This window comes from Cytobacillus gottheilii (genome assembly GCF_018582665.1).
In the GTDB taxonomy this organism is placed as follows: domain Bacteria; phylum Bacillota; class Bacilli; order Bacillales; family Cytobacillaceae; genus Cytobacillus; species Cytobacillus gottheilii.
Genome location: NZ_CP071709.1, coordinates 1,200,621 through 1,221,143, shown reverse-complemented (window position 1 = coordinate 1,221,143; position 20,523 = coordinate 1,200,621). Strand labels below are relative to the sequence as shown.

At 40.6% G+C, this 20,523-nt stretch carries 19 protein-coding genes; 6 read left to right on the top strand and 13 right to left on the bottom strand.

The features are described from left to right. Positions 1-34 precede the first annotated feature (34 nt). The 3 genes from J1899_RS06015 to J1899_RS06005 all read left to right on the top strand — a co-directional run bounded on the left by J1899_RS06015 (position 35) and on the right by J1899_RS06005 (position 4,126). A complete protein-coding gene (locus J1899_RS06015) occupies positions 35-706 on the top strand; it encodes a hypothetical protein (protein ID WP_214478057.1) in 672 nt (223 codons plus the stop codon). Between the two features lie 393 nt (positions 707-1,099). Further along, positions 1,100-3,724 carry a cation-translocating P-type ATPase gene (locus J1899_RS06010; RefSeq protein ID WP_214478056.1) on the top strand — a complete coding sequence of 875 codons (2,625 nt, stop codon included), beginning with the start codon at positions 1,100-1,102 and terminating at the stop codon, positions 3,722-3,724. 237 nt (positions 3,725-3,961) lie between these two features. Then, on the top strand, positions 3,962-4,126 hold the full coding sequence (locus J1899_RS06005) for a hypothetical protein (RefSeq protein WP_156495813.1): 165 nt from the start codon (positions 3,962-3,964) through the stop codon (positions 4,124-4,126). Positions 4,127-4,378: 252 nt separating this feature from the next. On the opposite strand, the gene J1899_RS06000 is transcribed toward J1899_RS06005, so the two are convergent. The 8 genes from J1899_RS06000 to J1899_RS05965 form a co-directional block, all read right to left on the bottom strand. Then, entirely contained in the window at positions 4,379-5,125 is a 747-nt protein-coding gene (locus J1899_RS06000; RefSeq protein WP_214478055.1) for an SDR family NAD(P)-dependent oxidoreductase, read from the bottom strand. Between the two features lie 56 nt (positions 5,126-5,181). Continuing rightward, positions 5,182-5,841 carry a suppressor of fused domain protein gene (locus J1899_RS05995; RefSeq protein WP_214478054.1) on the bottom strand — a complete coding sequence of 220 codons (660 nt, stop codon included), beginning with the start codon at positions 5,839-5,841 and terminating at the stop codon, positions 5,182-5,184. A gap of 181 nt (positions 5,842-6,022) precedes the next feature. Beyond that, complete coding sequence (locus J1899_RS05990; protein WP_214478053.1) at positions 6,023-6,247, bottom strand: hypothetical protein; 225 nt, start codon at positions 6,245-6,247, stop codon at positions 6,023-6,025. A 119-nt stretch (positions 6,248-6,366) separates the two neighbouring features. After that, positions 6,367-7,341: an NAD(P)-dependent alcohol dehydrogenase gene (locus J1899_RS05985; RefSeq protein WP_214478052.1), complete on the bottom strand. Its 975-nt coding sequence runs from the start codon at positions 7,339-7,341 to the stop codon at positions 6,367-6,369. Positions 7,342-7,479: 138 nt separating this feature from the next. Next, positions 7,480-8,196 carry a 7-carboxy-7-deazaguanine synthase QueE gene (gene queE, locus J1899_RS05980; RefSeq protein ID WP_214478051.1) on the bottom strand — a complete coding sequence of 239 codons (717 nt, stop codon included), beginning with the start codon at positions 8,194-8,196 and terminating at the stop codon, positions 7,480-7,482. Continuing rightward, complete coding sequence (gene queD, locus J1899_RS05975) at positions 8,193-8,678, bottom strand: 6-carboxytetrahydropterin synthase QueD (RefSeq protein WP_214478050.1); 486 nt, start codon at positions 8,676-8,678, stop codon at positions 8,193-8,195. The genes queE and queD overlap by 4 nt, the downstream gene beginning before the upstream one ends. Continuing rightward, positions 8,668-9,336, bottom strand: a complete 669-nt coding sequence (gene queC / locus J1899_RS05970; RefSeq protein ID WP_214478049.1) for a 7-cyano-7-deazaguanine synthase QueC — start codon at positions 9,334-9,336, stop codon at positions 8,668-8,670. The genes queD and queC overlap by 11 nt, the downstream gene beginning before the upstream one ends. 328 nt (positions 9,337-9,664) lie before the next feature. Then, positions 9,665-11,386, bottom strand: coding sequence for a DNA cytosine methyltransferase (locus J1899_RS05965; protein ID WP_214478048.1), 1,722 nt, complete (start codon positions 11,384-11,386; stop codon positions 9,665-9,667). A 193-nt stretch (positions 11,387-11,579) separates the two neighbouring features. Here J1899_RS05965 and J1899_RS05960 point away from each other — a divergent pair, with 193 nt between their 5' ends. Further along, a complete protein-coding gene (locus J1899_RS05960; protein ID WP_214478047.1) occupies positions 11,580-12,026 on the top strand; it encodes a very short patch repair endonuclease in 447 nt (148 codons plus the stop codon). 12 nt (positions 12,027-12,038) lie between these two features. On the opposite strand, the gene J1899_RS05955 is transcribed toward J1899_RS05960, so the two are convergent. The 5 genes from J1899_RS05955 to J1899_RS05935 form a co-directional block, all read right to left on the bottom strand. Continuing rightward, positions 12,039-13,850 carry an AIPR family protein gene (locus J1899_RS05955; RefSeq protein ID WP_214478046.1) on the bottom strand — a complete coding sequence of 604 codons (1,812 nt, stop codon included), beginning with the start codon at positions 13,848-13,850 and terminating at the stop codon, positions 12,039-12,041. Positions 13,851-13,853: 3 nt separating this feature from the next. Next, positions 13,854-14,879 (bottom strand): PD-(D/E)XK motif protein, encoded by a 1,026-nt coding sequence (locus tag J1899_RS05950; protein WP_214478045.1) that lies wholly within the window; start codon positions 14,877-14,879, stop codon positions 13,854-13,856. Between the two features lie 25 nt (positions 14,880-14,904). Then, on the bottom strand, positions 14,905-17,550 hold the full coding sequence (locus J1899_RS05945; protein ID WP_214478044.1) for a Z1 domain-containing protein: 2,646 nt from the start codon (positions 17,548-17,550) through the stop codon (positions 14,905-14,907). Further along, positions 17,534-19,015 (bottom strand): ATP-binding protein, encoded by a 1,482-nt coding sequence (locus J1899_RS05940; protein ID WP_214478043.1) that lies wholly within the window; start codon positions 19,013-19,015, stop codon positions 17,534-17,536. The genes J1899_RS05945 and J1899_RS05940 overlap by 17 nt, the downstream gene beginning before the upstream one ends. Before the next feature lie 187 nt (positions 19,016-19,202). Continuing rightward, positions 19,203-19,424 carry a hypothetical protein gene (locus J1899_RS05935; protein ID WP_214478042.1) on the bottom strand — a complete coding sequence of 74 codons (222 nt, stop codon included), beginning with the start codon at positions 19,422-19,424 and terminating at the stop codon, positions 19,203-19,205. A 317-nt stretch (positions 19,425-19,741) separates the two neighbouring features. On the opposite strand from J1899_RS05935, the gene J1899_RS05930 reads away from it, so the two are divergent. Further along, positions 19,742-20,077, top strand: a complete 336-nt coding sequence (locus J1899_RS05930; RefSeq protein ID WP_246586598.1) for an aminotransferase yhxA — start codon at positions 19,742-19,744, stop codon at positions 20,075-20,077. A 28-nt stretch (positions 20,078-20,105) separates the two neighbouring features. Further along, positions 20,106-20,504, top strand: a complete 399-nt coding sequence (locus J1899_RS05925) for a DUF350 domain-containing protein (RefSeq protein ID WP_214478040.1) — start codon at positions 20,106-20,108, stop codon at positions 20,502-20,504. Positions 20,505-20,523 lie beyond the last annotated feature (19 nt).

Here is a 20,523-nt window from a genome sequence, read left to right as displayed (position 1 = left end):
TTCAGACCCCTTCTTACAGGGAGATGGGTATGGTATGAAAAAAAACAACAGGGGTGCAACAGCAGAAAGCGTCATTCAATTTGGTGGTTTATTTGCAATTTTAGCAGGAATTCTTTACATCTCCATTCAGTTTTTCCATCCAGCAGACCAATTATCGTCTGTTAACACAGATTTATGGGTGATCGCTGCTGTCATTACAATTTCCTTTTCGCTGTTTAGTTTAATTGGCATACTGGGGATCTACTTGAAGCAAGCGGAAGAAACGAGATGGCTTGGCCTGATTGGGTGGGTAACCTTCAGCCTGTTTTGGTTTATTTCCATGAATTTTAGTTTTATTGAGGCATTCGTTTTACCTCTCCTAACAGATGATGCTCCAAGATTTGTAGAGGGCATCACAGGAATCTTTGGCGGGCTGCAAAGTGAAGTGAACCTTGGTATTTTCCCCATATTAGCACCGATAGCAGGAATTCTTTATACAGTTGGCGGACTGCTCTTTGGAATTGCAACATATCGTGCAGGAGTCCTGCCTCCCATGGCTGGCGCTTTACTTGCCGCTTCAGCAGTCATTACTCTTGCTGCCGCTGTCATTCCTCATCCATTCGATCGGCTACTGGCCATCCCAATGGGTTTAGCATTCATTTGGCTGGGAACTGCTCTTTGGTACAGCCGCAAAAGAAAGAATGGGAAACCATCACTGATACAATAAACTTTTGTCTCAAAACCAAGTCAGGGAATCTTCTCCTTGTCTTGGTTTATTTATGTGTTTTCATACCTGTATTATTTAAAGGAATATACAAAATTTAATAAAAACTTATCATAATGACCCTTTTAAGATCGGCATATCTAACATAATCTAAAGGTACACTAAGCTCTCTTCTACTCCACGAAATCAAATACTAAAATAAGCACTTTAATAAATTCTCCAATAAATCCATCACAATTAAAATTCCAACCATCTCACCTTGGAGATCATCACACCAGAATGACTCATTCGGCATCTTACAGTTTGTTTCGACTCATCTTCCCTTTCTGTTTAAATAAGAGCATGAAATGGGAAAAGGATACTAATAATAAAATTGGGTAGGAAAGGAGCAATCTAATGCAATTTTATCGTGAAAGTCAGGAAGATGTGCTGCAGCATTTGCAGGCGACTGAAAATGGGCTTGCACAGGAAGAAGTACATAAACGTTTAGAACGAGATGGCTATAACGAAATTAAGGGGAAAGAAAAAGTTCCAACCTGGAAGTTATTTTTAGAAACGTTTAAAGACTCGATGGTTATCGTTCTTTTAATTGCAGCTGGTGTTCAGCTCATTCTTGGTGAAGTGGTTGAATCTTTAATTATTTTTCTTGTGCTCATTATTAATTCGATTATTAGTGTCGTTCAAACGAAAAAGGCGGAAGGATCTCTTGAGGCCCTGCAGAGTATGTCGGCACCAAATGCAAAAGTGATCCGGAACGGTGAGAGACAAACCATTCCAGCCCGCGAGCTTGTCTCGGGAGATATCGTTTTCCTTGAAGCAGGTGATCATATCCCAGCAGACGGCCGGATTCTTGAAAGCGGCTCGTTAAAGGTCAATGAAGGCATGCTGACGGGAGAATCGGAAGCGGTTGAGAAAAACACCGAGACCCTCAGCGAAGATGCTCCACTCGGGGATCGCCGCAATATGGTATTCAGCAGCTCATTAGTCGTTTACGGACGCGGCACCTTTGTGGTGACTGGCACTGGTGAGAAAACAGAAATCGGTAAGATTGCCGACATGATTGCTACAGCAGAAGAGAAGCAGACGCCATTGCAGCGAAAGCTTGATGAGTTCAGCAAAAAGCTCGGCATCGCGATCCTTATTCTCTGTATTCTCATTTTTGCCGTTGAGGTTGGCCGAATCTGGTTTGGCGGCAATACAGCTGATATGACAACAGCTATCTTAGAGTCACTTATGTTCGCAGTAGCCGTGGCTGTTGCAGCGATCCCAGAAGCACTGTCCTCCATTGTCACGATTGTTTTATCCGTTGGAACGAACAAAATGGCGAAACAGCACGCCATTATTCGAAAACTGCCGGCAGTAGAAACGCTTGGATCGACGAGTGTAATCTGTACGGATAAGACAGGGACACTAACACAGAACAAAATGACGGTGACAAACTATTATATTCCTGGTGAGGGCAATAAGGATAAGCCGCACGAAAATCAAAACAGCAGCGAAGAAATGCTGTTCAACATTATGGTCCTCTGTAACGATTCTTATATTAACAATGAAGGAAAAGAAGTTGGCGATCCAACCGAAGTAGCGCTGATCAATTATGTGGATCAGTTTGAGGAAATCAGAAATCAAAACAAACGCGAAGCAGAATTGCCGTTTGATTCCGATCGAAAGTTAATGTCGACCGTATACACCATTAATGGTTCACGGATGATTTTAACAAAGGGTGGTCCTGACGTGATGTTTAATCGGGTCAGCTACGTACTGATCAATGGAAAAGAAGAACCTTTAACAGATGAACTTCTGCAGCAGTTTAAAGATATGAATGAAGAGTATTCTAAACAAGCGCTTCGTGTTCTCGCTTATGGGTATAAAAATTTGCCGGAGCATCACGGCATTGGACACGAGGATGAAAATGATCTGGTTTTAGTCGGCTTGACGGCGATGATGGATCCGCCTCGTGAAGCTGTTTATGGTTCTATTGAGCAAGCAAAACAGGCAGGCATCCGAACCATTATGATCACTGGTGATCATAAAACGACCGCACAGGCAATTGGAAAAGACATCGGCCTGATGGATGAAAATGATATTGCCCTGACAGGTCAGGAATTAGATGCACTCTCTGAAGAAGAGCTGGACCGGAAATTAGAAGACATCTCTGTCTATGCACGTGTTTCACCTGAAAATAAAATCCGGATTGTCCGAGCATGGCAAAAGAAGAATCGCATTACAGCCATGACCGGTGATGGCGTAAATGACGCCCCTGCTCTCAAGCAGGCAGATATCGGAATTGCAATGGGAAGCGGTACAGATGTCGCGAAAGACGCCTCTTCCATGATTTTAACAGACGACAACTTTGTCTCAATTGTTAATGCAGTCAGTGTAGGGCGGACGGTTTTTGACAATATTAAAAAGTCGATCGGCTATTTATTCGCCGGAAACTTGGGCGCGATCATTGCGATTCTGTTCGCGGTCATCATTGGCTGGGCCAACCCGTTTACAGCGATACAGCTGTTATTTATCAACCTAGTCAATGACTCCCTGCCAGCCATTGCACTTGGCATGGAAAAATCAGAACCAGGTGTCATGAAAAAGAAACCGCGTAATATTGATGAAGGTATTTTTGCCGGCGGTACACTGCGGGCAGTGTTAACAAGAGGTATTCTAATCGGAATCGCCGTTATTATCGCACACTACCTTGGCTTGCAGCATTCAGAAGAAATGGGAGTAGCATTGGCATTCTCGACACTAATCCTAGCTCGTACCCTGCAGACATTTGCTGCCCGTTCTGCGACACAAACAGCCATTGGAGCAGGACTTTTCAGCAACAAATATGTAATTGGTGCCGTTGCATTAGGATTTGTACTTTACGGAATCACTCTATTACCGTTCACGCGTGACATCTTCTCGATTCCAGCCACATTTGGATTCCAGGAATTCCTGACAGCATTGGGTCTTGCATTCGGAGCACTTGTGCTGATGGAAATTTTGAAGTTGATTTTCAGACCGAAAAACCTTAATTAAACTAAAAAAATGCCAGGTACCTTTCCTATGGTGTCTGGCATTTTTTATTCTAGTAGTGGCTGCATTACAATCACATTTGATGTCATAAAATTCTATATGATAAAGCACCTGTTATTCGTTATTCTTTCTTAAATGTCGAAAATTTGAATAAGTTTCCTAATTTTCCTATAATTTTACCGCGAATTATGTTAGGCTTAACATATCCTTAAATTTATAAGGATAAAAGGAGTTGATCCAATGTTCGTTTTGATACGTAACATTAGCGGAACAACAGAACACTTAAAGAATTCAAACAGCCAATCGAGCAAAACCTTTGAAGACTACTCGGAAGCTGACGACATGGCAAAAAGGCTAAATCAGAATACGATTCCGTCTCATAAGTGGCATGTAAAAAAGATATAAGTTTTATAAACAAGTTGGTGGCTGCCAGCTTTTTTTTTGCCTAATGAGGAAAAAAAACTTTCCTCAAACACCAGCTGTTGAACTAGTAACAGCATTCTCTACCGATAACTAAACCTGCTTGTATTGCATCATCTATCTTTTCTCACCCATTTTCCTTCTCACTCAAAAACTTCCTTATTTTTTAAAAAACGCTCCTAAAAGCAACCATGAATCATTCTGGCTTTCAGCGAGCGTTTTTTTCCATTACATCATTTATGGCAGACTCAGCTTTGACATTCTGCCGCCATCAACTGGATAGATCTGTCCAGTAATAAACCCAGACTCTTCAGCCGCAAGAAAGGCCACAAGTGCTGCCACTTCTTCTGGAGAACCTGTGCGGCCAATTGGATGAATTCGCCCAATGTTATGTTGAAATGCCTCGGGATCAGGCATGTTTGCAATTAAATCAAGATTCAAATCCGTATCGATCCAGCCTGGTGCTACTGCATTGCAGCGAATCCCTTCATGCCCATGGTCCACAGCAACAGCACGTGTCAGTCCATGAAGTCCAGCTTTAGTGGCACCATAAGCAGCATGCAGCGGATTAGAAGCCAATCCCTCAACAGATCCTGTGTTGACGATACTGCCTTTCGTCTTCCGGAGATAAGGCAATGCCGCCCGGATCATGAGAAAAGGAGCCGTCAGATTCAACGTAAGATTTCTTTGCCAATCCTCCAGGCTCATATCCTCAATCGCTGCCTCCTGCATCATCCCCGCATTATTGATCAATACATCAAGCTGTCCTGTCCTTGCGATTACCTCTTCGATAATCCGCTCTGGCGTTTCAGGATCAAAAAAATCAGCTGAAATCCAGTCAAATTCCTTGTCCTCCCCGCGCTGCGCCGTAATCACGGTTGCTCCTTCGTCACGCAAACGGCGTGCAATTGCCTGCCCAATCCCCGAACGCCCGCCTGTTACAAGTGCAACCTTATTTTCAAAGCGTCTTACTAGTTCTGTCATGATAAAACTCTCCTTCCCTATGTATCGTTAATAACCAATTTTTATTGAAATTACTTCTATAAGTAAGATTTCTTCCGCCCCATATCCGTCACCAAATATGGATTATCCTTCTTCATCTCTTCAACAAGCTTTGCCGCCAAGGTAACATCCTCTTTCAACAGCTCTAGTTCTCGTTCTGTAATGCCGACTACTTGCAGAAACTCTACTCTGCCATGTACCGAATCGATTCCCTCAGCCTCTGTATCATTGACCACTAGCAATGCCGTGATGTCTGATTCCACTCCGGAATGAATAGACGTTCCATTGCCTGCCACAAATTGCGATGGTTCAAAAAATCGCTGCTGTGTATACGTATAGCGGGCAAGATTGGCCAACATATCACAGGCCCACAAACACTCTTCCGCCGATTCAGCTTGCAGCTTGAACGTCATCTCATATCCCCAGCCGCTCCATTCTCCGCCGAACGCTTCCTCGTTCACATACAGCTCACTCATTCCATATGTCAAAATGTGTTTGTAGCCATTACCAGATTCATAGATACTAAACCCGTCCAAATACTGATCACCGCCAAACATCGCCCGCTTGTGTAATTCTGTTCCATAATGAGCCGGGTTTTGATTATCATAAAGCTGATCAAACACCATATCAATCGCTTCCCAGCCTGGTGCCCAATCCTCCTGCTGTTCTGCTCGAGTTTTGTATTCTTCTATGTCCATTAAATATCCGCCTCCCTTCTCTATCCTCTAGGCATTTCTCTTCCATTTAAGGATAACAAAATTGTTTGCAAATTTAAAAAGAGAGACTTCATAAAAGTGTTTGCGGGAATTCCTAAGAGTTAATAAAAATTTAATTCTTTTGCACAGTAAACAAAAATCCCTCGATAGAAGGGACGCTTCATTAATATAAGGGCTGCTGGTTCTGACAAGCTGGAAATCCATTTATATCCTGAATCATATAAAAATCGTACTGCTTTAAGGCGAATTGTGCTTGATACAAATATTCAATCACAAGCAGCTTTCCATTAGATGTACCGCACAGAATACCTGAAGTTCCCTGTCCGTTGGCCATTGAAATACCAACAGGCTGACCGATCAAATAACTAATTTTTTGTTGCCACGGCATCGTCATCACTCCTTCAAATTCATCATATTGAAATCGAAAAAATGGGTGCCTGTATCGTTTAGTTGTGAACGTAGATACTTTGCACTTTTTAAGTGCAACAAAACAAACATAGCGTTTTACTAACTTAAAACAGAGATAATAACTTTCCCCTGAGAACGTCCTTTTTCAAAGTATTGAATGGCCTTTGGAACGTCTTGCAGGGAATACTCCCGATCAATAATCGGCCGTATTTTCTCCGTTTCTATTATTTCTTTAAGAAAAAATAGATCCTCCTGCTTTGTTCTGTGCATAAATGTGCTGTATTTCTTTTTCCCAACCATGGATAACCATGAGCCCTTTAGGAGCGTTTGATACATCTGGCTGCTTTCCCCTCCAACGTGGATAAATTGTCCATTCTCTTTTAATAACCTGCTATAAGTGGAAAGAGGCTGAGCGCCATTCACACCAAAAATAACATCATAGGTTTGATCATGCTTCTCTATGGTTTCCTTTTGATAGTCAATGACATGGTCAGCACCTAAGGTTCTTGCCATCTCTGTATTTCGAGTACTTACCACAGCGGTTACTTCAGCACCATACACTTTCGCAATTTGAATGGCAAAAGTTCCAACTCCCCCTGAAGCTCCATGAAGCAGCACTTTCATGCCAGCAGCTAACTCTCCACTGTCCCTGATCGCCTGTAGTGCTGTTGCCCCTGCCATCGGCACTGCGGCCGCTTCGGCAAATGTCAGATTGCTGGGCTTCAAAGCCAACGATGTTTCATTTGCAGCTGCATATTCTGCAAAAGCCCCCCAGCCGCTGGTGGACAAATCTCCAAACACTTCATCGCCAATTTGAAACCTAGTCACATTCTCACCAACAGCCTCAACAATACCTGCTACATCCCCGCCTGGAATTCTGTACTTCGGCTTCAAAAGCCCAAATGCAAGACGGGCAGGCAGCGGCTTGCCTGTTAATAATACAAGATTTCCAAAATTGATGGATGATGCATGAACCTTTACCAGCACTTGATTGCGATCAAGACTGGGAATTGCTACTTCCCTTACTGTAAGACTATCAGCCCTGCCATACCTTTCCGAAACAATCGCCTTCATCTCGCTCTCCTCCTAGTCCTTTTTACATTATTCTAGTTGAAGAAAATAAATACCGATGTATTAAAATCTCATACAGCCAATATCTCGAATATAAAAAAAGACACTTCCGCAGAAGTATCTCTTTCTTAAAAAATATAATTACACGCCCCGCTTATTGCCCCAAATATACGTATGAAGCTGCGGAAGCACCTTAACATCCGTTAACTCATGATCGGCCATCGTCTTATCAATCAGCCATTCATATTTCTCTATTAATTGAGCCAACAGCTGCTGGTTGTCGGCTGTTTGATTATCACTGTTGCCAACCTGCAGGAAAAACGGCACTTCAGGGTAACGAAGATGCACGTTCTTGGCATAAAGATAATCCTCATCATCAAACACAACCACTTTTAAACTTGTGTTTGTTGCCTGAAGCTTTCCGATTATGGTATCCAGCATATTAAAATCCGTTGTCATCCCAGAACTCGGCGGTTTGGGCGAGAGTGTTAACTCGTCGATCTCCAGAAACCAGTCCTGCCATTTGCTTCCCTGTGTTTCCAGCCCAATTTTAATATTCTTCGATTTTAATAGCTGAATTAAATAACTAAGATTTTTTAGCAATGCGGGGTTGCCGCCCGATATGGTCACAAAAGAAAAGCCATCTCCGCCATGCTTCACAAGCTCTTCCCAAATTTCCTCTGCCTCCATCTGCTTGATGAGATCTTTCCCTGACCCATCCCATGTAAAAGCAGAATCACACCACGAACAAGAATAATCACAGCCGGCAGTTCTGACAAACATCGTCTTCTGTCCGATCACCATGCCTTCTCCCTGAATTGTCGGTCCAAAAATCTCCATCACTGGCACCTTACTCAAACTTCCATCCACTCCCGTCTAACCTCTGCAAAACTCGTAGGTGTTTCATATAAACGAACAAATTCAACTCGTGCACCCTTATATTGATTACATCTGTTCTTCAAGGATTCCATCATTTTTTCATAAATCCACACAACCATGTTCTCAGCCGTTGTATTCATTTTAGGCAGCGTCTCATTCAGGTAACGGTGATCCAGATAAATCTCAATCTCCTCTTTCCAGATCTCTTTGATATCCCCAAAATCAATCACAAGACCAACCTCATCAACAAAACCACTAATGCCAAACACAACTTTGTATGTATGCCCGTGAAGATTTTTGCATTTCCCTTCATAGCAATGAAGATGATGGGCTGCATCAAACGTAAATTCCTTACTGACAAGCACGCGCTTGTGATGATACTTTAAATCACTTTTCTTTATATCTTCATCCAGCTTCTGAAGCTTCTCCACGATTCGAAAGCCAAAGAAATTATCTGTCATGTACACTAGCTCCTTCTAGATACTTCTCTAAACCATTTCTTCTTAACTTACATGCCGGGCATTCACCGCAGCCATCACCAATAACGCCTTCATAACAAGTGAGCGTCTTCTCACGAACAAACTCCAATGCACCCAAATCATCCGCAAGCTTCCAAGTTTCTGCCTTATCAAGCCACATCAACGGCGTATGAATCACAAACTGCTGATCCATCGACAAATTAATCGTCACATTCAGCGATTTAACAAACGCATCCCGGCAATCCGGATATCCGCTAAAATCCGTTTCACATACACCCGTGATAATATGCTTCGCCTTCACCTGACTCGCCAAAACCGCTGCAAACGAAAGGAAAATCAAATTACGCCCAGGAACAAACGTCGATGGCAGCTCCCCATCTTCTCCCTCTTTAATCTCAATATCATCTCTTGTCAGCGCATTCGGAGCTAATTGATTCAACAACTGCATGTCTAACAGATGATGCTTCACCTTTAGCTCCTCTGCAATCCGCTTCGCACACTCAATCTCTTCCTTATGGCGCTGATTATAATTAAACGTAACAACCTCAACCTCTTTAAACGTCTCTAACGCCCAAAACAAACAAGTCGTACTATCCTGCCCGCCACTAAAAACGACAATTGCTTTTTCATCTCTTAACATGTAAATACTCCCCTTCCCTAAAACACAAGAAAAAACAGCACCCCAAGATCGAAGTGCTGCTTCATCTTAGTTTTTTTAGAGAGGGGTGCTAGAACCTCTACCGCTGTTTGAAAAGCGGATTTGGATTAGATTTTATATTGGTATCGTAACATAAGATTAGGTGGAAATGAATTATATTAGGCTGTGTGGTTCTATCTATCAATCAAAATTAAGGAAGAACACAGCAGTAATGCTTAATTTCGCCTATAAAAATACCCGTATATTCTGAGCTATTTCAGAAATACGGGTATTTAATTTATATCAATACAGTTTTAACAAAGTAGTTTCTTTAAATTTTTCTCACTTGTTTTTGGTCAGCTAAAATTAAAATATCTCTCATCTTAACTTCCACTTCCATTCCCAGTGATTCCAATATTCCCTCAGCAATCGCCCTAGCAAGCAAAGGAGGAACCGCATTCCCAATTTGCTGATATTGCGAGTCCTTTGACCCGCAGAATTTATATGAATCTTGGAAGGATTGCAGTCTAGCCGCTTCTCTTATACTAATAGCTCTGTCTATAACCGGATGTACCCACATCGACTTTCTAGCATTAAGCACAGTATCTGATGGCTCGTTATATGCAAGTCTTCTGTAGATTGTATTTTGTGTTCTGGTATGATCAGTGTAGGTTGTTTTTAACGATTCATCCAGGTTATGAAAATTCTGCCCTTCTTTAAGGGCCTGAAATCTTTTTAAAGCCACTTCACGTGACTCAGTTCTAACGTGGTTATATATCTTGTCTTTATTGTTAAGGTAATCATTTAAGGGACTATCAGATAATAGTCGATGAAACGTCTTTTCCATTTCATCATCTTTCACATCTACTCCAGGAGATATAGTCTCTAAGTCACCAATAGCATCATAGATTTTATTGTACTCATCTCTGCTATGAAATAATGGCTCAGGTGTTATGACCGATTCTGCTTCTAAGCAAGTGTTTCTTATTCCCATTAAAACTAGTCTGCTTCTTTCCTGAGCAACACCATATTGAGCAGCATTGAAGATATACTTATCTTCATTTAATGAATAGCCTAGGCTTGCAAACTTTCTTTTAATATAATTAAACACATTAAATGATTTAATGATGATTTCAATATCATGATCATTTTTCTCAATATCGAACAGCAAAACTCTATTCTCAATAACTTCTGAAATCTTGCGTATGACCTTTTGCGCTTCAATGATGTTTTCAAGTTTCTCTGTATATGCTGCCAGTTCTTTAACATTACTGCCCATAAGTTTTTTCAGCATGTCCCCCAAGTCAACCCAATCTAATTGATAATGGCTGTCCCAATATTCACGGTGCTGATTAAGCCATTGCTTGTTAATCACCCTCATAAAGAATTTATGGTTTGTCTCTTTCTGTATAAAGTGCAGCAAATCATTGGTCGTTTGCTTTTTAGCATGCTTCAAAAGTGTATTCAGTTTAGAAAAGAGGTCTTTATTAATCATGAATGGTGTTAAATCTATTTTCTGTTCGTAAGCAGTCTTAAGGAAATTTGTTAATTTAGCAGAATACGATGTGCTTTTGCCGATCTTGATATGTTCTTCCACAGGATGGATTCCCAGCTTAGAAAGTTCATCTTCATCACCATCACTCATAAAGAACTTATGCTTTTCCGACTCCATGCTCTTCACATTTTCCATCACAAAAGCTACAGGATTAATTTCTTCAATCGCTCGCAAATATTCCTTAACAAGATTGTTATTGGAAGAGATAAGTGTATTCTGCTGCCGATTAGCATTGGAAAATCCCTGACATGGCGGTCCTCCGATCACCACATCTATATCACTGAATTCACCAATCTTTTCACCATTTTCATCTACATATTGGAGCTTTGTAATGTCTTCATGTAAAGTTACGTCTTTATGGTGGTTCATTTTGTAGGTTTTACGGGCATTCTCATTAATTTCGACAGCGACTTTCACCTCGAACCTGCCTGTCTGTTCAAAGCCGCTGCTGAGACCGCCTGCCCCTGCAAAAAGATCCATTACTTTTAATTTCTTCATCTATAAAACCTCACTTCAATAAGAAGTAGTCTTTCTATACTATATTTTAATATAGGAACGTGCGTTCGAAAAGTTATTTTTAGTCAACTTTTCAATTATAACATAATTATTTTTTTGCGATTAATGCCAAATGGTGTAATGTTGGATCCTCATGGGTAAGATTTCAGTATAATCCCTAAACGGACGTGATTACATGCCAGATAAATTAACAAAACAACAGCGTTCCAATAACATGAGAGCAATAAAGTCCCAATCCATGCTGGAGAACGCTGTCACTAAGGCTCTCTGGAAAAGAGGCTTCAGGTTCAGAAAAAACACGAAAATGTTCGGGAAACCGGATATTTCTATAAAGAAATATAAAATCGTCATCTTCATAGATTCATGTTTCTGGCATTGCTGCCCGATTCATGGCAACATGCCCAACTCAAATCAAGAGTATTGGACAAAAAAATTAGCACGCAATGTAAGCAGGGATCAGGAAGTGAATCAATTTTATACGGAAAAAGGCTGGAATGTTATGCGCATTTGGGAGCATGAATTCAAGAAGAACTTTGACAATGCAGTGAATTCTATTGCCGATTTTATTAGACATCATAAACTTTTAAAGGAAAAACACCCTGAATCTCCAACAGAAGATTAGGGTGTTATATGATTAAATTAAGTTTTTCAATTCCTGGGAGCAGGTTTCTTTATACTGGATCCAGCATGCTTCCTGCTTAGCCCACTGTGTAACATTTCGCTCTCCGGCTGATTCTCTAAGATAGGATAATGTCTTATCTGCAATTATACTGATGATTTCATCCCATTTTTCTGATAGAGATTGCTCTTCCCATACTCCAACTAAATCGATTTGCTCACCGTATAAGTGATGAAGCATAGCAGTCGTGTAGTAAAGAACGTTTGCTTTGTAGCCCCTTAGCTTCATTTCGTCAACGATTTCTTTTACCCTTAAATTGATAATAGCTCGGGCAATTAGTTTTTGATAGACAGATAATGTTATCTTATCTTGAGTGGTTCCGCTCCAGAAGCTTTTATTCAAATCCATAAATTTTTTGAAAGCTTCCTCTCCGCCCTTACTGGAAACATGAGGATAGCCTTCCCATGACATAAAGTATTTAGCCAAGTCAACTTTCGTTAAAACTTTATTTTTCGGATATTGCTTCTTAAAGTCTGTCTGTTCTTTGCCCCGATTACGGCGGTTAATGTCGACCATATATTGGCCTCTTGCACGTTCAAAGTACCATTTGCTTTCTGGTTTTCTTCCATCCTTTGCAGGAATCCAGATATTACGTGAAAATTTCTCCAGATCAGACATGAAGCGTGTATTAGCCAAGAGATCAGATTTGTTAATTTTGTTCTGCGTATTAGCATATTGTGAAATACGTGAAATCATTTCATCTTCAAGCTGATGCTGATCTCTTGCAGCAAATTCATTAACCTGCAGGATTGTAAGTTTTGCCTGAATATAGACATCCCTCAGGCTGATACCGTCCTTGTAAGCTTTATGAATGGATGCTGTCGTTTGACCGCCGTTTACAATCTGCCAGCCGCTTAATCCTTTTATTTTAAATTGGTTTACACCATCTTTTACTGGTTCAAAGTCACCAGTTCGGGCTACTGTTGAAATACCGTTATTATAGGCAACAAACATTTTACGCTGAAAAGGATCTTTTAGCGTATCACGAATACCTTTATTGGTTCCGCCCCTTGCCTGAAGGAATGAACGGACATTTCGCTCAACAAGCTTTTGACCCCATTCATCATAAGCTTTAGCAAGCAGCTCAGCAGAAATATAACCTACATAACAATCAAAATCTTTCACACCGCTCGAAGGGTCAGGAACAAACATCATTTCAAATGTTTCGCCATAATCACTTTCAAAATCAATATAGTCTGTTTCAATAGCCTGCTCAGAAGTGATCAGCTGCTGAACTCGATCGATATCCCATACTTGAACATTAACCGTTTCAATGCCAGGGATGGTTATTTCGACAGGCTTATTGGAAGTATAGTACAAGTTCGTTACAACAAAAATATTAATCTCATTTATGCTGCTCAATACTTCATCAATGACTTTAGCAAGATCATAGGCTTCCAATGAATGATCGATCGTCTGCAGAAGACTCTTTGCATTTGTAATAAAACGTTTTGCCCGATTGGCTATTTCAGCAACGACAGTCATATTGATGGAAAGCAAATCTTCTTCATTCTGCTCAAAGTTATAATCAGCCACATAAATATCTAATACTTGATTTTCTTCATCATAAGAATAGGCATTTACGGCAATGTTTTTTCCAGTATCCTTATAAGGAGGCAGCAGAATTTCAGGTTCATCTGGCCTGTCCATAAAGGAAATCATTTTTTCCAGGAAAGGGACCTGATAGCTGCCGGATTTGATCGCTTTTTCTTCCAGCTCTTCCATAAAGTCGAGCAGAAATTCTTTTCTTTGTCTTGTTTCTATCATCTTTTACCCTTCCACTCTAAACAATTGATATATAGTTTCCGGATCCTTCTCATATTCTGAACAATGAGTCAGATCAATATTATAGCTTACATGTGAAATCCCTTTTGGCAGCTGTTCCTTTATTAGGCGGGGAAAGTCTTCCCCAGCTTCGTAAACCTCTGTCTTTTCCATAAAATATAGCACATCTCCATATTCTTCTTCCCTAAACCCCAGATCAGTCAATAAATCGCTATAAATGAGTGCGATTCTTTCAGATCTTTCTGCAAGCTTGGCACGAACCAGTCCTGCCAGCTCCTGAAGAGAAAGGCCATGTGTGCGGCTTTGCTCAAGAAAACATACATAGAGAAAAATAGAAGATACAGCTTCATTGAGTTTCAGCTGGTTCTCATTTGATATTTTAATGGTTTTTGATAATTTTTCAATAACTGTTTTGATTTCTAGTCCGCACCTGGTTCCTTTAAAATCAATGCGGCCTTTTGTCGGCCCCTCCCACTGCTCTATTATAAGAGGCGGCTGGCCAGGGTGCTTGTCCAGCCATTCATTGATAAACCATAATTCTCCAAATAAGCCACGCTGCTGTTCTTCAGATAACTTCTTAAATCCTCCGCGCTGAAAGAACGTTCTCCATCGATCAAGTACTTTATAGACGGTTGAAAAGAGAGATTCTTCTTCTTCAGCAGCTGCCAGATGTTCAGCGAGATTTTGCAGAACAACTTCAAATATTTCTGGACTTTGTTCATCCTCTTGTCTGATAACAAGAAAATAATGCTCTTTTAAGAGGGAGAGTTTTTCAAGATACTCTACCTTTACAGACATCCCCCTCCACTTCGGCAATGCTTTTTCCTGTTCTTCGTCCCATCCTTCTGTGCCCAGATCAATGTACAGCTGGCGATGATGATTGACGGGATCGATTCCCGCAAACATAATTGGATCCTCATAAGTCAGGACATTTAATTTATAAACTTCACTGTCGTCCTGACTTTTAAGTTCTTGTATCATTTGCTCAAACTCTATTTTTAGATTCAACACAGGTACTCTCCTTAAATAAAGTTATTTATACCGTTTTATTTGTCTGGTAGACACCTTTATCTTCTATTTCCGTCGGGGGGAAGGAAAACGCAATTCCAATTGGCACAAGTTTTGAGGAGAATTCTATTTCTAGGCTGTTAAAGATCTGCACTTCTGGATGCAGAGGATAAATTAACATTAATCCTTTTTCCTTGTCTCGCATCCTTCTTTTTTCCATACGGTCTTTTATCCCTTTAATCTCCTCATAGTCCAGATCCATGTACTCGTGGTTTGGAGACACAATAGCCTTAATGTCTCTAATTTGATCCTTGCTTTCAGGCGCTTTGACTTTATTGCCAAGAGCATTAGCAGAATTCAAATTGACCTTTCCTAAGGCAACCGGGTATTCTGATAGCCCTGAAGCAGCTTTCGGTTCTCCCTCTACCACTGCAACTGTCCAATCTGTTAATTCTCCCTCTTTATTAACTCTGTCAATATAGTCAGCAATTAGTACAGAATTTACAATATTACTGTCAGCTGTCTGATAATCTGACAGGAATTCCTTGATATGTTCTGCATTTACATCAGAGGCCGAGTAAAAGCTGGTTTTTCTGTATGTTGTTTTTGCTAAAGGAATCTTATTAACAAGCTTAACAGCCGCATCCATGTTTCCTTTCATTACCTCTTCACTCGGATCAAATAGCCTTGTCTGCTGCAGGGTGCCAGCATAAATTACATTTGATGATACGGCATTTCTCATTTTCAGCGGACTTGTCAGCTTCATCGTTGGATGGCTGAGCATCTTAACTGCATATTCAGAAGGCGTCTTTTTCATTGCAGCCAGACGATCGAACTCCTGCCGCAACTGAATCATTGCGATGGCCAGATGCTCAAAATTTGAAGCAATCTCTTCAGATGTATAGATGCGGCAGAGATCCATGTAGCCTTTTCTATAGCCAAACCAGCGTCCCATCTGCATGAGAGTGTCATACATAAGGGTATTTCGGAAGTAATAAGTGATGCTTAGGCCTTCAAGCGTCAATCCCCTGGACAATTTGTCTCCCCCAACAGCAATAACATTTAACCCATCTTCTTTATATTGATGGTAATCCAACGCATCCCGGCTGTTTCCATTTATTTCGAAAACCTGAATGCTTTCACAGCATTTTCTCAGTTCTTCATATACTTCATTCCAGCTGAATTCTGGATGATCTTCATTCGGCCAATCTCTGCTTGTTGGGAGAATATCATTTTCATACAGTTCTTGCAGCTCCGCAATTACACTGCTTTCCGGATTATACTGCAGTTGCTTTGATATAGCATCGAAGGCACGGGATACTTCATCTTTTACACTTGACTGGACATCTTTAAAACGGGAAGTATGAATGAGCATAGAATTATGCTTCCTTCTTTGTCCTCTCAGATTGCGGATAGCAATCACAAGCAGGAATTCAAGCATTGCTTCACGCATTTGCGGCGGAACTTCTTCGAATTTATCTGCGTCGGATTTCTTTTTAATAGTTGTAAATACATCTAGGTCTTCCTGTTGCAAATGGCGGATCAGACTTGGCCGAGTATCATCCGCATCTTCTTCGACATTAAAGTATTCCTCGGGTCCGCAATATTCCTTTGGCTTTGGCAGGCCAACCAGAAAATCTTTAGGATAAAGGTCGTCCCCTTCCTCATCCGTACTTCCTTCTTTGCTGATAAGAAGGTTGGCAAAAGGTGTTGCTGTATAGCCGACAAAAGCTTTTCGTTTAAACACTTCAAGAATTTGTCTGATCAGGCGGTTGATCGTTTTCGGATCCTCATTTTTATCAGGATTAGAAGTGTCAACCGATGCCTGGTCTGCCTCGTCATCAACAATTAAGACGGGAATATCCAGATTATATATATCACGGTGATTAATTAACTGATCTCGAAGCGACTCTAGAACTGTTTTGTTTTTCTTAACAACCATTAATGTTGGTGAGTTTAGATTGCTCGTACCTCTTCGGCTTGACTTGATATCATTATCTTCTGTTGTCCAGGAGGAAATGATATGATCAGCCGTATTTGCGTATATTTGGGCAACACCTATTGGATTGCCATCCTTATCTGTCCGGTTCCCGATTACCTCTTCATTCAGACGAATCTGTGTCTGTGCTCTTAAGTCATTATGGATGCCTGACAGTACAATAATAAGCTTATAGCCAACATCATAAGCCTTATTAATCAGACCAGTGAAGTTAGCTGTTTTACCTGACTGGACATACCCTAATACAAGACCGCGTTTGTCGAATGGCTCCATTGACTTTGGATTTCCGATAGATGCCATGATCTGATTCGTCGTTTCATCAATGGCAGTTACTGCATCAAGCGGCCAATTTTTCGAATCGGACAGATATCTGCGGTACCTGGTCCAGAAAAATCCGCTTGCTGCCATTTTAGGCTCAAACCAGCTTTTTTCTTTAGAGTTCCTCATAACATAATCCTTTGGAACCTCAAAACCGACTTTATATTTCATGAACATTTCAAGAGACCACTTTTGGAATGTTGCGTTGTCGATTGGGGCAATTCCGGATGCCAGTAATCTCGCTAAGTCCAATGCTTTTTCTGCGGCTTCTTCTGAATTTGCAGAGTGACTTTTTAACATATAATAGTTTGTGGTAAATGCCTGTTCAAACAGACTCTTATTATCCATTGCTGACAATCAAGTTCGCCTCCGATGTAATTGCTTTTAAAGTAGCACGGTTTAATCCATCAAATGCAGGCTGTGTTAACAAAATATTCAGTAGCTGTTCTTCATTTTCAGCCACATTCAGCTGCATCATAGAAGAAGCAAATTGGATCACCAGTTCTTTCTGGCTGTCCGGTACCTCCTGCACTTCTTCTTCCGGGACCTTTGGAGAATCTATAATATTGCTTGGAGAGCCAAGCTGTACAAATTTCAAATATAAGTTTAATAGCTTTGCATTTTCATCATCCAGATTTTTAAGCAGTTCAGATAGAATCGGATGATTTCGATTTAGAATAAACTGCGGGCCATCCTCGCTTCCCGACTGCTCCCATGTATTTAAGCTGCCCTTAACGGAAGGATTCCTTGGACCCGGCTGTGTACGAAAATAGAAGATATCCTTTGAGACTTTTCTTGCTATGGATGAGATAGCTTCAAGCCTTCTTTTAGCATCCTCAGGCAGATTAATGCCTGATTTTTTTATATCAACCTGCCAGTCAGAGTCAGCTGCATTGGGAAGGTCAATGCGTACTCTGGCAAGCTGTGAGGCTGCATCCTTTGGAAACAGCCCCATCCAATCGCCGAAATATAAAAGACGGTTTTCCCGATATATATATAATCCCTGATGATCACGCCATCCTTTGTATCCCCCAGCTTTCTTATATTCAGGCTCTGCTAAATGGGAAGCATGAGGCAAAATAAAATACTGTACTTTAATTCTGTTATCATTAATTCTAAGGATCTGCATTTCGCCTTCCATTGTATTCGGATGATATCGCATAAATGGATCCCACGGTTCTATCTCTTTACCGTTGATAAACATGCTTACTTCTTTTCTCTCCAATATGGAGTGAAAGACAAATTCCAAGTGTCTATTAATACGGAAAACCTTATTATAGAAGCTCGTTTCCTTTAATTTGCGCTTTCGTCCAACACCCATGAAGCGGTCGAGCTTATCAATACAGACAATCGTGCCGCTTTCTTCCTTTATATCCCCCATTTGTATTTTCACTTTTTCAGGAATACTGGTGAAAAGCTGCCATTCATTGCACTCTGATACATGATCAAGGTCCCAGCATCTCTCATTGTATACTCCATCTTTTTTTGTCAGAACACTCAATCGCTTCCCAAGTGAAAAAGAAGCAGTTTTCAACCCCATGCCGAAACGGCCGAGTTCATTTGCTCCTCTATGAGCTCTTGGATCTTTAGAACCAATATTCATGGCAATTTGAAGCATTTCTTCAGTCATACCGGAACCATTATCTTTAATGGTAATCATTCCATCTGTATCATTATAAGCAAAATTTATTTTAATATCTGATGCCTTGGCATCCAGACTGTTATCTACAAGATCGGCTATAGCAGTGCTTGCATTATATCCAATAGAACGAAGCGCCTGAATCACAGGCGCTGCTGATGGTCTTGTCAGAACTACATTCATCTATAAAACTCCGTTTCGCAGCAATGTTTATCACAATTATAGCAAATATTTAGCAGAATAAAGTGTTGATATTGGATTTTACTTAAATTTACAGGCATACAAAGAGACGGTTCTCTCTCGCTTCAAAATAGAAGCAAGAAAAACCGTCCTTGTGTCCACAAAAAAAATTATAAAATCTGGTTAAGATTTAAAAGTCTTTATTGATAATTTCATATAAGTCCATAATTACCTCTGAACTAAATTGAATTGATTGACTTACTTTCCCTTTAATCTTTCTTTCTGGTGATCCATATGTATTAACTTGCACATAAATTTCCCCATTGTTGCGAACCACATTATAAGATGCTTCGACTTCATCATGTATGCTTGCACTTCTGCTAATTTCATCTATCTTACTTACTAATGCCATTTAATCTAGCAACTCCCTTTTATTAGTATATTTTACATTATAATATATCAAAACTCTTAGAAGTGTTTGATAATTTCGCAATATCGATAACTGCCCCGTCTATTAATCTGAAAATACCTCTCACTTCAGTATTCACTCATCTACTATTTATTTTTTGACTCAGGATACAGAATTAAACAAATTTCCTAACGACTACTTTTATTTAACTTAAAACCCTTTCTTGGCTTTTTCCCGTATTTTCATTCCCTCAGTAAAAAACCGAATCTTTTCCCGCCCTCCTCCGTAAGATAATATGAAATATGAAACGAGGTGAAAGTATGGGTAAGACGAAGTTAGTCATGGCGGGCATTACGGCGACTGCTCTGACAATTGGTCTTTCGGGATGTAATTCGCAGGCAGAAGTTCCTCCTCCTCCCACTGATACGGATTGTGATGACTGGGAATGGGATGATGATGATGGTGTATATGAATGTGATGATGATCATTCCCGGCATTATGGGCACTTTTTTTATGGCGGGACGTTTTACAAAGGCAAGAATGCATTGCTGAATAGCTCTGCCTATAAAAGTTATAAAAGCAGTTCTTCGTTTGCCGGAGATTCGAAAAACAGGAGTTCAGGGTTTGGAAGCGGGTCTTCAAGCTCTGGCGGATAATGGCTTATAGAAAAAGGAGGATGAAAAGATGAATTTATACTTAAATTTTGCTTCTTATTTAGGGGTAGCTTTATTGCTTCTTATTGCAGGTATGATTATTTTTACGCTGAGCACCCCGAAGTTAAAGGAATTTCGCCTGATTGGTGAAAAGAATGTCACTGCTGCTTTGTTTTTGGGCGGGAAGGTTTTAGGACTTGCGATTGTGCTTGGCGCTGCAGCGGAATATTCGATTGATCTGATGGATATGGTGATTTGGGGAGCAATTGGCATTGTCTCGCAGATTCTTGTGTTCCTGATTGCCGAATTGGTGACAATCCGCTTTAGCATTACGAAGGCGATTGAAGAAGATAATCGGGCGGTAGGTGTGATGCTTCTCTCCTTATTCTTGGCCATCGGTCTGATTATCGCGAAGTGTTTATCTTACTAAATTAAGGGTGGGACCTGTG